Genomic DNA, 15,690 nt, shown 5'->3' with positions numbered 1-15,690 from the left:
TAGATTAGATTTATTATTTGTTAGATTGTTCTATTAGTGGTTTTTCAAGCATAGTTTCTTTCTTATTTCGTTTTATAGGTCCATTGTCTCCTAACAAATACATTTTTCTATAATCTGTTCCTTTTTCTTTTTCTCCAACTATAATTCTAGCATCGGGGTGTGCATTTTCTATAAGAGATGAAATCACAAAACCAGAATTCTTTCTTTGTAAAAAAATCTTGTTCTTTTTAAAAGTATCACCACCATCAAAACTATCCCATTTAGATATTTCTCCAACATCATTATTGGTTTCACTCTCTAGATAAATACTTAATTCTGTTGTAGACGTTACTTCTAAATCTCCATTTCCTCTTGGAAGATTTGTATTCTTGCTTTGTAACCACTTTTGTCCATCCCATCTAAAATGTTGCAAACGCTTGGGGCCACTTCTTTTGGCCCCAATATCTGGACCAACCAAGACACAAACTTGTGGTTTTCCATCAGGATCAACATCTGCAATTCCTTGAAAAGTCCAGTCTGTAGAAATTTTTTTTACTAAAGTTTTTTCATCTGCCATTTCTTTAGTTAAAGGCATTTCTAAATGTTCATTTTTAACATTTTTCCATTCCCCTGTATTTGTGTCAAAAAGCATATAATACAGATTATGTCTTTCTGGAATATGACCTCTTTTATCTTGAGCGTTTTTACTATCTCTACAAATATGATAATCAAATGCTACAATAATATCATCTCCATTTCCTTTACTTACCCAAGGATACCAAGAATCTTCAGCTTCGATATCAGTTCTTCTCTTATGCTTTAAAAACGAAACTGGCTTACCAAATGTTTTACCATTATCTGTCGATTTTTGATACACCCAATCACTTCTATGTGCTCCATGTCTATAAAACAAAAAGATTTCTCCATTGTCCATTTTCACAAACTGACTGTAAGTACCAAATAATGAAACATTATTTAATGTTTCCCAAGCAGAAATATCTAAAGGTTTTTTAGAAACAGCATGCAGGTTTTTGCCATAATGATGGTTTCCTAGTGGGTTTTTGCCATCTGAAGGCCTTCCTCCATGCCCACCAAATGCAATATGAATATAACCCGCGTCATCAATAACAAGTGCTGGTTTACCATGATTGTCTATTTTCTTTTTGCGCTTCGGGTCTTTCCCCATTTCACTAACTCCTGCTTTAAAAGGGCCTTTCCATTCTTTGGTTTTGTGATTGTATGATGCTACATAAGGATCTTCAAATGTTCCTTGATACGCTACATATGTAACTCCTTTATGATAAACTCCTGAAGGATGCTGTACAATAGCCACTGCATTACCAAAACCGTTATTGGCAAAATAATCTACCATTCCTTCTTTATTTTCTTCTTTTAAACTTACTTTTTTATTAACATTACATCCTACTAAAAAAAAGCAAAAGCAGATTTTTAAAATTGATTCTTTTTTTATCATTAGTTTATCGATGTTTTTTTAAAAACTCTAAGTTTAACAGGACCTAAAAGACCTGATGTTAATAATTCATCATCTTTACGCCAATGTTTCCAAGATGAAAACGTACTTCGTTTTGATGTACGCTCTGTATTATTTAATAACCAATCTGGTATTTTTTTTAGTTTATTTCCTCTTCGTTCATAGTCTAAAGGCAAACTTTCATCTCCAATTAATTTATTTGGCCATAAATTGGTCACTTTTAATTCTATAAAATTTGTACCTTTCTTTACAAAGCTATCAATATTAGTTCTAAAAGGCGGTTTCCATAAAGTACCTACTTTTTTTTGATTGATGATAACTTCTACAATAACTGCCACACTTCCTAAATCTAATTCTAAACTTTTATCCACTTTTAATAAGTCTTCTTGAAGTTCAAATTCTTTAGAATAAGTTGCTGTTCCTGAAAAGTGTTGAATACGTTTATCTTTATGATTTGACCATGAATTTAAATAAGGTAAGGTTTTATTTATACTATTCCCTGAGTTCAATGGGAAATCAACTTGCCAAGAATTTGATAAATCAATAGGATCTAGAATTGAGTTTACTGCTATTGTTTTCGTTTCTCCAACTACATTTGTGTAGGTAATTTTACCTCTATTTGGAGTTACCCAATGAGTGACACCATCGATATAATCAAATTTTGGCTTTGGTGTATCTTTTGATAGTTTTAAAATTTGACTTTTAGGAATAAACATCGTGCGTTCTTTTCCATCTGTTTTGTAGGTAATTTTTAATACTATTTTATTTCCCTCTGGAATTTGATTTTTTATCAATTGATTAGAAATCAAAATATCGAAAGTATTGTTAGAAACTAATTCCTTAATTTTATTTGTAACCTCAAAAGTTTCATAATTTTCAGGAATGCCTTTGGTTTCTGCTTTAAATTTTCCAAATACCGCTTTTAAAACCTTCAATGGTTGATTACCTGCATCAATCTTAATATGTTCTCGTTCTTCTGCATAAATTTGATGTTTGGTATTACCTATTTGGTATTCCATTCTTAACTCTTTTTTGTATCCCATTGCTGGATCACAATCGCAAAATGCTCTCGACATTTTAAAGTCTAATTTACTGTCTTTTATAGCATTATTTACCTTAACCGTAATATCAATTAAACCTTCTTGTAGAAACGTTCCGTATTCTGCTTTTACGATTTCTAAGTTAGAAAGTGGTTCTGATTCTAAAGACTCTAATTCTGCTGAAGCTGAAACAATATGATTAGAACCTGAAGGCTTCTTAAATACTATAAAAACAGATTCTTCAACACCTAATTGCAAAGGAATTGTTGTTGTTCCATCAGCATTTTCTTTAAAAACAACCAAATCTTTTATCGTACCTTTTTCTGAGTTCCACAGTTCTGGTTGTTTTCCAGAAACTCTAAAACTCACTACAATATCTCTTGCTTCTTTTCTGGCATTGGCGATAAAATAAATATCAGCATCTGCTGTTTTTCTGTGGATGAAACTCAAATCTGTCTGATCGGTACTTTCTATTTTAAAATCAGGAATTTTTTCTCTTAAAACTGCGCTAATAGAAATGTCTTTTACCAAATTTTTTCCCCATAATTCATTAGCATAAGTTTTAACTACTTCATCATTATTAGGATAATCAGTCAAACTAGGCGATTGCGATGGTTTTTTTCCAATAACAATTGCACCACCTTCAACCAATTCTTTTACTTTTTTTAAGGTTTCAGGTTTTGTAAAATCAGATTCCGGTAATACCAAAATCTTGTACGCATTTCCAACAGAAGAGTAAATTTTTCCGTTTTTAACAGTTAAGTCTTTAAATTTATTGGCGCCAATCAAATCATAATCGAAACCCATATTTTTAATTTCTGGTTTTAGAAAAGCGGTATTTGGTGATGATTCTCCGGTAAAAACTAAAACATCAGCTACATTTTTGCCTTGTTGTAATAAATACTGAGAACGTGACAAATAATCCATATATGCCTTACTTTGTTTCCACCAAGTATTCAATCGATTAAAATCAAAACCGTGATAACTTAGTGCCAAACCAGGAGCCACATCCCAAGGTTGATGCACATAAGTATGAAAAATGAATCGGGTAATACCTTCTGCCCAAGCTTTGTCTCCAATTGATTTTATATCTGAAGGGTGTTTATCCCATCCACCAATTCCAGTAAAAGCTTCTGCACCAACAATAGCACTTCCGTTTAAATGCGCAATAGAAGACACAAATTTTGCCGAATCAAAAAATGGGTAACCACCACTCCAAAACTCACACATAACAATATCTCCTGTAGCGCCCACTTGCATATTATCAAATGGCCCCCAATAAGGTTCTACAGAGAATTTTAAGTTGTTTTTGTGGCATAATTCTGCGAAATGTGCATAATAATTTTCTGCAATTAAATCACCAATAGTTCTTCTAAAATCCCACAAAAAACGTTCTGAAATTTCGCCACTTTCTACATAATAACCGGCTAAAGTGGGTAAATAGGAAGTTAAATCATAACCCCTCAAATTCTCAAATTGCTTATCAAATCCTGCCGTCCAATTTGTAGTTTCCACCTCATAACTATCAATTAAACAATTATTTACAGTTGTTCCTACTAAATCTCCTAATTGATCTATTATGGGTTGTACACCACTTTTCCAATAGGCATCAACTGCTGTTTTACTCATTTTATCTACCTCTAAGCCTTTCGCTTCTGGTGATGCTGGTCTATTGGTTGTACCTATAGGTGTATGCCCTAATCTCAAAACAATCCATTCTCCTTCAGGAACATTCCACTCTAAAAACCCATCTATAGAAACTTTATCTGTTAAATTAAGAATAGTTTTCTTTTGAATAATTCTCGTTTTTGAAATTTTTTTCGTGTCTGGCAACAAATGATTTCGAATACGTTCAGATAAAATTTTATAGTCTAAACCATCGATTTTTATAACTTGTTTAGGTTTTGGAAAAGCTAATATTGCAATGTCTTTATAATATGTAAATTTTGTTTTTGGTTGTGGTAATTGCGCTTTGTAATTTTGATTTCCGTTCACCTCAACTTCACTATAAACAAGCGTTTGCATTGCATTTTCCTCGGTTACCCAAGGCCCACCACTAGAGGACCAACCTGCACTGTTATGAAACGCTAATTCTAAGCCCAAACGTTTGGCTTCTTCTGCCGAAAATTTAAATAAACTGAGCCATTCTTCGCTTAAATATTTTACTGGACCTTTTGGAAACCCTAAATGCACATTAAATAATTGTGCTTCTTGAATACCAACTGCTTTCATAGCTTCTAAATCTTTTGTAATACCAGATTTAGAGACGTTACCACTTATCCAATGCCACCAAGTTCTTGCTTTGGCTTCTTTTGGTGGATTTTTAAATCCTTCTTCTAAAGAGATCTTCTCCTCCTTTTTTTTATCACAATCAATAAAGCTAAATATTATAACTAAAAAAAAGATGTAAACTAAATTCTTCATTATTTTTGATTCAATTTTTTTAGAATATCATCAAAAGCGTCTTCCTTAAATAGTTTACGAGCCCTTTTTAAATCTGCTATTAATTTTTCTTCAGAAGATGTTTTGTCTTTAATTTGCTTGTATGGCCACTTTTTTTCGTTTATTAAAAAAGGTAACATAAATTCATAACCTTTTTTTATGCTTCTGCCATCTTCGGAAGATAAGTTCCAAAGATCTAGACCTACTTTTTGTCCTATTTGTGCTAATTGTAAAAATCCGTGTAAATTCATTACAGAATAAGAAAAAGATTTTGTTCTTTTCAACTCTAAAGGTTGTCTTCCATCGGTTTTTATTTGACTAAAAATTCTTGCTTTTGTTATTGTTGATAAATATTCTTTTACTTCTACAGTTTTATTTAAGTACATTAAAATGCTTAACAATTGTACATCATAATAAGTCCCATGATTATTTTTTCTTGTAGACTCCTCTATTCCTAATTTACTGTTTTTTAGCCAATTGCTATAATCTGTAAACCAGTTGACCATACCTTCTTCTGTTTTCTTATCAAGTACACCTTTATATTTAGCTAACTCAAGAAATCCTAGAACCTCTATAAGACCATCAAATTCAATAATACCAAAACACCTACCTTCTGATTTACCAGGAACAGATTGCCCATAATTCACATTAGGATTCATTTTAGTGTTTTCATCTAAAAACCAAGCATTTATGAACGCAATATTTTTCTTAGCGTATTTATTATTATCACTAAGAAAGAATGCATCTTTTAACGTTTTTATAGCTGAAATAAAATTCTTTTTCTCAACGAAATCTGTAAAATCATTACGTGTTTCAGGATTAATTTGTCCATCTTTCCTAATATAAGGTAAGCCATCTGATGTATTTGGATTTGGCCACCAATAAGGACCAATACTCATATAATCGTGCTTATTTTTACTAGGAGGAACTCCTATTTTATTTACCACAGAAAAAGGTTTAATTTCTAATAATTTATCAGCTTTTTTGATCAGCTTATTAAAATTATCAACTACTTTTTTATCGGCTTTTTTAATCAAATTCTTTTGATGCTCTAATTCCTGATATTCTATAACCGTGATTTTTTCTGTGATTTCTTGAGCATCAATAAAGCCATAAAAACAGATCAAGCATAGGAAAATGACATTTTTTAAAATTTTTAATCGATTATTCATTACTGTTTTTTTTTACTTTTTTAGCTTTTATTTGTTGGGAGTCACTTCTAAATTGTCGAAAAGATTAGAATGATAAGAACTCGCAAAAGAAACATAACCACTACTAACAATGTGATTTGCTTTAGTTACAGATTTGTTATCAACAAAAACTTCAACTTTTTTGTCTTGGAATTTTATTTTTAATTGATGCCATATGGAACCATCAAAACCGTCAATATTTCCTTTGGATAAAGTTTTCTTGTTGAAGATTAACTTCCAACTACCGTTTTTTGCTATCATAAATCGATAACCGTTCAAAAAGCTACCTTTTACTCTTCCTCCTAATTCTACATTTCCTCCTTCAATAAACACATCTGCACTGCACGTAAAATTTCTCCAATTAACATCACCTATTAACGTATGAGGTTTTATGTTGGGTCTTCTATAAATTCGCATCCAATCATAACCAGCTTCTGGAGCAACTTGTTTTAAGCAATGGGTTCCATCTTCTTTTAAAGCAATTTCAAAACTTCCTTTTTGATCTGAGTGATATTTTGGTAAATCGCCAACTTTTCTGTCTTCATAATCTTCTTTATATGGAAATGGAAATGCTCTAGATTTAGGAATTTCATAAGTTCCTTTTTGTTGGCCTGTTGTTGTGGTTAATGAATAAATACTTTTAGGATCGAGTTGAATTGTAAATGATTTTTTTTTAGGGATGATACTTTTTAACTCTACAAATTGATTTTCTGCATCAGATTTCCACACATACACCTTATCATTTGCTAAGCCTTTTTGGATATTTACTTCTAAGGTTTCTGTTTTTTCTGTACAAATAATCATACTCCAATTGGCACTGTTTTTATCTTTAAGAGTCACAACACTTCCTTTATAAGTGGATGCATCAAACAATCCACACCCTTCGTCTAAATACTGCCAATTTTCTGGAGTTGCAAATTGTGTTGTATGTGCAGTTGCCCAAATTGTTGGCCAAACTTCATAATAACCACTCCAAGGTTCATTGGCTTTCATTGCACCTGCTTTATCCCAAGTTACAGACTTATAAATAGAACCAATTGGTGCCCAAATCAATGTTTTTGTTATTTGATCTCTGATGTAAAACTTGTTGTACAATCGTGCTAAATTTAATGCTCCTGCACCACCCCAATCTTTACCTGTCCAACTCCAATCTTCACTTGCCCAAAGTGGTTTTCCTGATTGTTTTGCTTTTGCTGTTGTTGGTCTTCCTCGACCATCAACCATATTATCCGTAAATTCTCTTCCAGTAACATAATGATAACCTACAGCTTCAATCACCTTATCAAAAGCCTTGTCTTTTTCTAAATCATTAAATATTTTCCAATCACCACTATTATCATCTGGTCCTTGAATTTTTACATTTTGATAACCTCGAGCATCTAAGGTAGGTCTCATATGGTTTACCAACCAATTGCGATCTGTATCATTTTCATTTTCTGCTGCAGCTACCCAATCTATGTCTAAATCCCATTGTTTTTTAGCAACATCTAAAAAAGCAACAAAATAATCTGCAGATGCTTGCGTATAAATATTTGGTTTTAACCACCCAGGAAAACTCCAAGGAAGATATTCAAGAATCATATCTGAATTTCTATTTTTGGCTTCTTTCATCAACCAAAATTCATAACCTCTAGAAACCGGATTTTTCAATTCTTCTTTGGTAAATGCGTGTGAAGGTTCTGATCCACAAGTGGAATTTTCTCCTCCACCCATTTCGACTTTTAAATGTTGAAACCCTGCACCAAATTTTGGTTTGAATAAAAGGTCTAAAATTTGACTTCTGACAGGATCTACATAATCATATAATAAATCTGTGGAAGCACCTGCACTTACAGCTCCAATTCCTTCAAAAGTTCTGCCTTTATCTTTACAATTTATACTGATTTTTGTAACACCTTTTTTAGATTTAGAAAATACATTAGGTTGAAATGCTTTTTTGGGATTTTTAATTTTCCCCATTTCAAACCAAGTTACTTTACTATGCACTGCACCTCTGTTATTTCCCCAAATAATAACTTTCCAGTACACACGCTGTCCGTTTTTTAAAGGTGCTCCTGAATATTGTATGCCACTAGATTGTGATGAGCTTGTTGGCCCAGAATCCCAAAGATCTGGATATTTTAATTTTTCTGGCGAAGTTGCCATCATAATTCTATATCCTCCTTGTTTCGGACTTTTGGAATCACCAATAAAAGTCCAACTAAAATGAGGTTTATTAATCCTAATATCTGTTGGAGTTGTTTTTGATTCGCATTGTAAATCTTTCACCTCCTTAGCATATAGTTGTGATCCTAAAAACAACATTAAGAATACTATCTTTTTCATAAGACCAAAGGTTTTGGTAGCATTAAAAAACAACTTAGGGTTTACCATTTTAATCTATAAATAGTTCATCAATATAAGGGCCACTTTCTCCTGCAGTTTCTAATCGAATACTATTTGCTCCAGCTTTTAACGTGATGATTGTAGGTACAAACTTCCATTCTTTTTCCCAACCACCTGTGGGTTTAAATTTTAAAGTTCTGATGTATTCATCATTTACAAACAATTTCATTGGATATATTTTTCCAACATTGTTGTGCATATATCTAAAACGAATGCTATAATCTCCTGCTTCTCCATCATTCTCTTGATAAAATTCTACGGAACCTTCTTTATTTTCAAAAGTTACAAAACCAGTTCCTTTAAATCTTCTAGCTTTTGAACTTGCTTTTGCATTTCCTTTTAAAATTCCTTCTTCTGCAGAAATATTTACACCTCTACCAATCCACATATCTTTAGAATGTTCATCTCCCCAAAATAAGCCTTCATTTTTACCAAAAGTTTCAGATAAAGTAAGTACTGTTTTTCCATTTTGTTTAATGATTGCCTTAACTGTTGTGTTATCATCAATCGTAAATGCACTTTTGTAAAGTATACCTTTTGTTTCAGGATTATCGCCATTAATGGTATACAATATTTCTAAATTCGAAGATGAATCTGCTCCAAAAACTGAAATCTGTTTTGCATCAATAGTAATTTTATTTGAAGTATATAATGCTTTATCGCCTAAAATTGATGCAGTAATAATTGATGCATTTTTAGCGTTTGGTAACGCTCTTAAAAACAGTCTCGTTTTTCCGAAAAATAAAGCTCTAAAATCTGATTTTGTTCTACTTGTTTGGTCTATAGGATTTCCATTTTCCATAGAAACTTTCTTTACATCACCCTGAATAGCATAATAAACTTTGTTTTCTCCATAAGGATATAAATTATCATCTGTATCTAAACTTTCTGAAGTGATGATATAACTTGTGGTAAAACTATCTTCAGCCGCTAATTTTTCAATAGAAGTTTTTAGTTTTGATGGTTGCTTACTTGTTGTAAACGAGGTTCTTTTTACTTCCTTTCCATCAATATATGCTACTGCTTCTAGCTTCCCTTCTTGGTAAGGCACCATCCATTCGCATTGCATTTCGTTCCAAATGGTTCCTGGTTTGTCTATTCCTAAGGATTTCCCATTTAAAAACAACTCTACTTCATCTGCATTTGAATATACCCAAACAGGAATTAGAGTTCCTTTTTTCATTCTTGGATGCGACCAATGAGGCAACATATGAATCATTGTTTCTTTTGTCCATTGGCTTTGATAGAAGTAAAACAAATCCTTTTTAAAACCTGCCACATCTAAAGCTCCACCCATAAATAAATTGAAAGGCAAACCTCCGTGAACTAAACCAGCTTCTCCATAATAATCGAAACCTGTCCATCTAAAATTTCCACTATGCCAAGGATTGTCACGAACAACTTCCCAATATTTTCTAGCAGAAACTCTTACAGTTGCATTGTCATAAGAAGAATTGAAACTTTGCTTTCTGTTTCTCCAATTTTTAGGGTTGATGCCCTCATAAAAGAAAATTTCTTTTTCAGTTAAATCTGGCAATTCATATGTTCCTGGTAATTCGTTATCTCTCCACCAAGTTTGAGTTCTGTAATACCCTCTAGTTTGCCAAGTGTGAGGTGCTTCTGTAGAAATGAATGGTTTTTCTAGTCCTTTTTGAATTTTACTATCTATAAAAGATTTGGTTTCAGAACCGCCATTTACACCTTCAATATACATATCTTCTGGATTTCCTGCTCCAGACGTAAACAATCTGGTTGGGTCTAAATTTCTTCCAAATTCCACCATTTCTGGGGCAACATCACTGTGTGTTTCATTTCCTAAACTCCAAACAAAAATACTTGCATGGTTTCTGTCTCTTGTAATCCATTCTTTTACATCGCGTTTCCACCATTCATCAAAAGCTTGTTTTCCATAATCTTGAGGTGCTTTTTTGTGCCAACCGTCAAAAATCTCATCCATAACCAACAAACCAATTTCATCACAGATATCGTAAAACATTGGTGGAGTTGGATTGTGAGAAGGACGAATGGCATTGATGCCCATATCTTTTAAACTCTGTAATTTCCAGCGTAACAAAGGTTTTGTCCAAGCTCCACCAACTGGTCCGCCTTCCCAATGTTCGCAAACGCCTTTTAATTTTACGTTTTCACCATTTAGCCAAAAACCGGTTTCGGTTTCCCATTTTACGGTTTTGAATCCGAAAGTGGTTTCAATTTCATCAATAACCTTTTCACCATCAAGAATTTGAGTTACTGCTTTATACAAGTTTGGTGTTTCTGGACTCCATAATTGTGGATTTTCAACATCTAATTTGACAACTGGAGTTGTTATTTTTAATTTTTTAGAACTTTTATTGATTTGTTTTCTTGAAGGAGAGAATAATTGCACATGATATCTGAGTCCTTTTTTGATGCTTGTAACTTCAACATCAATAGACACTAAAGCTTTCTTATCTGAAATTGAAGGTGTTTTTATAAAAATTGAATTGGATTTAAAGTGAATTGGATTGACTTCAATTAATTTTACTTGAGCATAAATTCCACATGGATGATACCAACGTGCAGAAGGCTCTAAACTATTATCAACTCTTACAGCAATTGTATTTTTTCCTTCTTTTAAGTATTTAGAAATATCATATCTAAAACTAATGTATCCATAAGGTCGTTTTCCTAAATAATTACCATTTACCCAAACTTCGCTATTCATGTACACGCCATCAAAATTGATGTAGGTAACTTTAGAAAGACTTTCTTTTGTTATATCAAAATATTTTCTGTACCAACCAATGCCTCCATCGTGATAACCACCTCCTTGTCCTTGATCTCCACCTTTTCTTACACCCTTTTCGAAAGACCAATCATGAGGAACATTTAAACTTTTCCAAGAAGAATCATCGACATTCTCTTTTGAAAATGAAGTGTGATCTGCTAGTATAAAGTTCCAATTGTTATTGAAATTAGTTTCTATTCTTTGACTTTGCATTGAAAAAACATCAAACAAGAGTACTAAAAAGAAAAAAAAGTTTTTCATGTTGTTAACTATTTGGATACTAATTAACAAACATAACTTTTACTTAATGATATTTAATCCTGTGGTGTCATGACAACTTTTTAAGTATTACTAAATTTCTTTAAATACTCTGAAGGAGTTAGATTGTACTTTTTCTTAAAACATTGACTAAAATACTTTGGTCTCTTAAAACCAACCTTATAACTTACTTCACTAACGGTAAATTTATCTAACTCTAATAATTTTTTAGCATGATTTAATCTAATCTCTTGTATAAAATCTTTAGGAGTTGAGTTGGTCCATGCTTTAATTTTGGTAAAAAGCATGGAACGACTTACACCTAATTCTTCACCAAATTGAGTTATATTAAAATCTACATTTGCCAAATTATCTTTAACTATTTCAAATGCTCTTTTTAACAATTTTTGATCTAAAGAGGTTAAAGAAACATCTGAAAATTCTATGTTTTGGTTAGATGTAAATTTTTCTTTTAATCTTTGTTTAGATTCTAATAGGTTTCTAACCTTTAAGTTAAACTCTTTTAAATCAAAAGGTTTACTAATATAATCATCTGCACCACTTTCTAAGCCCTCAAATTTATAAACCAAAGAAGTTCTAGAGGTTAGTAAAATAACTGGTATATGACTAGTTGCAAGGGTCGTTTTAATTTTAGAACACAACTCTGTACCAACCATTTGAGGCATTACAACATCACTTATAATTAAATCTGGTAAGTTTTTTATCGCTTTGTTAAATGCTATTTCTCCGTTTTCTGCTTCTAGAATATTATAATTCGGTTTTAAAATTTCTTTTATAAACGATCTTAATACAGTATTATCTTCTACTATAAGAATGGTAAATTTCTTTTCTGAAGCAATCAAATCTTCTATATTATCCTTTTCTTTTTCTTGAGGAACCTCTATTTGTGTAACATACTGAGAAACATCATCACTCATTTTAAAATCCTTAACAATTTCTTCTTCAGATAAATGAGTTTTACCTAATTTTAACTTAACAGAAAATATTGCTCCTCTAGGTTTCTCATTACTTACAGAAATCTCACCATGATGAAGTTTTACAATATTTTTTGCAATAGAAAGTCCTATACCAGTACCTTTAATAAAATCACCTTCTAATTGTTTATGTGCTGCTACCTCAAAAAAGCGATCAAATATTTTATCAATATACTTCGAAGAAACACCTACTCCAGAATCTTTTACACTAATAATTATCTCTTCAACTTCTTTTTTTATGTGAATTGAAATTGATCCTCCTTCTTTGGTATATCTAAAAGCATTAGATATTAAATTATAAAAAACTCTTTCTAGTTTATATCTGTCATAATAAACATTTATTTCGTCTTCTTGCGTAAAAAACTTATAATCATAGTTTCCGTTTTTTGCATACTCAGAAAATGATAAAAATATTTCTTTTAAAAACTTTACAATATTACCTTCTGCTGCTTCTAATTGAAAATGATTATTTTCTAACTTTCTAAAATCCATTAATCTATTAATTAATCTTAATAGATGATTTGTACTGCTTTCTATAATTCTTAATTTCTTATAAGTAGCGTTTGTACCTGTGTAGTTTTGAATTATATTTTGTAATGGCCCTATAATTAAAGTTAAAGGAGTTCTAAATTCATGAGAAATATTTGTAAAAAATTGAATTTTTGCCTTATTTAATTCTTCATTTTTCTTGTTAGCAATATATTCTAGCTCTAATTTGTCTTTTAATCTTGATTTAGATTGAATTGTCCAAGAGATTCCATAAAATAATCCGAAAATTAAAAGAAGATATATTGTATAAGCCCACCATGTCTTCCATGGCGCTGGACGTATAATTATTTTAATATTTGTTGTTTTGGTATTCCAAACATTATCGTGGTTTACAGCTTTTACTTGAAAAGTATATGTACCAGCTGTTTGAAGTGTAAAAAAGGCTTCTGTTTGTGACGTGTAAGTCCAAGAATCATCTAACCCTTTTAAACGATATGCATACCTGTTACCTTTAGAATTTATATAATTTGGAAGAGCATAACTGATAGAAAAATTTGAATTATTATGATTTAACTCTAATACATCTGAATAATTTAAGCTTTTCTGTAAAACCCCTTTATTTATCTCAACTACTTCATTTTTAATTTTTAACTTAGACAACACAACTTTTGGTACATCTGTAATTTTAGTAATATTTTTATGGTTAAAAGTTGTTACCCCATAAAGATCTCCAAAATAAAATTGATCCTTAATTTTTAATCCAGAATTTTGTCTAAAATCATTATTCACAATAATGTTATTTTGATCATAAACAACGCTTTTGTCGCTTATTGAATTGTATTTTACAATACCTCTATCTGTACTTAACCATAAAATACCTTTTTCTCCTTCTAAAATGGAGTTTACAGAAAAAAACATATTTCGATTAGATATATTAATTTTTTTCATTTTATCGCCATCAAGTCGATACAAACCTCTTGTTTTACTACCAAACCAACATACATTATTTAAGTCTTTAAATACCGCACTAATATTGTACTTTACTAAAGGTCTATCTTTAAAATAATTTTTAATATTTACTTTTTGATTTTGATTAAATTCTAATGTAGAAGCGCCTCCTAATCCTCCTATCAACAAGTTATCTTTAGCATCAATAGCAATACTTTTTACAATATTTGTAACCAGCCTAGGTCTTACAAATTTTCGTATTTTTTTGGTTTTTAAATTATAACGAACAAGGCCCTTACCAAAGGTTGCTATATATAAGTTTTCTTTAGAATCTTTTTTAATATCATATATGAGTATATTTTCTAATAATTCTCTCAATTCTTGAGAAAAATAACTCTTTTCTACTTTTTTTTCTGATAAATTATAAGCTATTATACCTCTGTTTAAGGTTCCAATAAATAAAAATTCATCATTATAAACATATAAGGATTTAATAGGATAATTTATTACTTTATTAGAATTTGTTATTCTAAAAACCTCAAAAACTTGACCTTTTTTGTTTAAAACATTTACAACACCGCCTTCTGTAGCAAAATAAATAGCACCTTTTTTATCTGCTACAATACTATTTGTGATATTATTGAGTAAATTTTGATTTTTAAAATGTAGAAAGTTTTGATAAGATTTATCCCAAGTCATGACTCCTCCGTTTTGAGTACCCAACCAAATAAAACCATTTTTACTTTTATAAATTTTTCTTATAAAACTCTGAATTGTACTAGAGTTATCGATATTATTTTCTTTTTTAGAAATTAATTTATTCTCTCTATTAAGAACAAAAAGACCACTTGTTGTTGCTATCCATAAATTTTTATCATTGTCTACCTTAAGATCTCTAACATCTAAATCATAAGGAATCTCTATTTCTTTTGGTCTTGTAAATTTTTCTGAAATTGTATTAAAATATAAATATCCATCATATTTAGAACCCAAACCCATAATACCGGGTAACACTTCTATAATTGTATTGATATTAAAATCTTTTCTTTGAGTACCTATTTTATATTCTTTATATTTTAATTTATTACTACTACTTCTATAAACTTTTATAATACCATTATTAGTTGCCAACCAAATATTATCTTTATTATCATTATAAATATCATGAATAGATCTTGGTCCTATTTTAGAGTTACCTTGCAAAAATCTTACAAATCTTTTTTTGTTTTTTTTATAAATAGAAATACCATTTGCAGTACCAAACCAAATATCACCATTACTCATCTCTAAGCTACTTATAATTAAGCTATTTGTTAAAGAGTACTTATTACCTTCTCTTTTGTAAAATCTCTTAAAAGTATTTTCTTTAGGGTTATATCTATTTAAACCATTAAAAGTACCTACCCAAATATACCCTTCTTTGTCTACAAGAATGTCTAAGATTTCGCTATTGCTTATGCTGTATTTATCTTTAGGAATATTTCTATAAACAGTAAAATCTTTACCGTTATACTTATTTAAGCCATTACTTGTACCAAACCATATTTGACCAAATTGATCTTCTGCAATTGATGATACTGTATTATTAGACAATCCATCAGAAATATTAATATTTCTGAAATTAAATTTGTTTTGTTGCCCTTGTAAAATAGCAACAGAGCTAAACATTAAGAATAATAAAAGAAATTTGTTTTTCATTAAAAGC

The 15,690-nt window shown here is 30.7% G+C and carries 6 protein-coding genes; all 6 read right to left on the bottom strand.

The window, feature by feature from the left end; genetic code table 11:
- Positions 1-13: 13 nt before the first annotated feature.
- The 6 genes from ACYPV9_RS02110 to ACYPV9_RS02085 all read right to left on the bottom strand — a co-directional run bounded on the left by ACYPV9_RS02110 (position 14) and on the right by ACYPV9_RS02085 (position 15,683).
- A complete protein-coding gene (locus ACYPV9_RS02110) occupies positions 14-1,453 on the bottom strand; it encodes a BNR-4 repeat-containing protein (protein ID WP_299062714.1) in 1,440 nt (479 codons plus the stop codon).
- Positions 1,453-4,935, bottom strand: a complete 3,483-nt coding sequence (locus ACYPV9_RS02105; RefSeq protein WP_459741438.1) for a glycosyl hydrolase — start codon at positions 4,933-4,935, stop codon at positions 1,453-1,455. The genes ACYPV9_RS02110 and ACYPV9_RS02105 overlap by 1 nt, the downstream gene beginning before the upstream one ends.
- Positions 4,935-6,125 (bottom strand): alginate lyase family protein, encoded by a 1,191-nt coding sequence (locus ACYPV9_RS02100; protein ID WP_299062720.1) that lies wholly within the window; start codon positions 6,123-6,125, stop codon positions 4,935-4,937. Before ACYPV9_RS02100 ends, ACYPV9_RS02105 begins: the two co-directional genes overlap by 1 nt.
- Before the next feature lie 27 nt (positions 6,126-6,152).
- The gene (locus ACYPV9_RS02095; protein WP_459741437.1) at positions 6,153-8,468 is read right to left on the bottom strand and encodes a glycoside hydrolase family 78 protein; all 2,316 of its coding nucleotides are present in this window, start codon (positions 8,466-8,468) and stop codon (positions 6,153-6,155) included.
- 49 nt (positions 8,469-8,517) lie between these two features.
- Positions 8,518-11,556, bottom strand: a complete 3,039-nt coding sequence (locus ACYPV9_RS02090) for a sugar-binding domain-containing protein (protein WP_459741436.1) — start codon at positions 11,554-11,556, stop codon at positions 8,518-8,520.
- A gap of 80 nt (positions 11,557-11,636) precedes the next feature.
- Positions 11,637-15,683: a hybrid sensor histidine kinase/response regulator transcription factor gene (locus ACYPV9_RS02085; protein WP_459741435.1), complete on the bottom strand. Its 4,047-nt coding sequence runs from the start codon at positions 15,681-15,683 to the stop codon at positions 11,637-11,639.
- Positions 15,684-15,690: the final 7 nt, after the last annotated feature.

It is taken from the genome of Polaribacter sp. OB-PA-B3 (genome assembly GCF_054589375.1).
The sequence above is the reverse complement of the archived record's forward strand: the minus strand, read 5'-3'. Positions and strand labels throughout refer to the sequence as shown.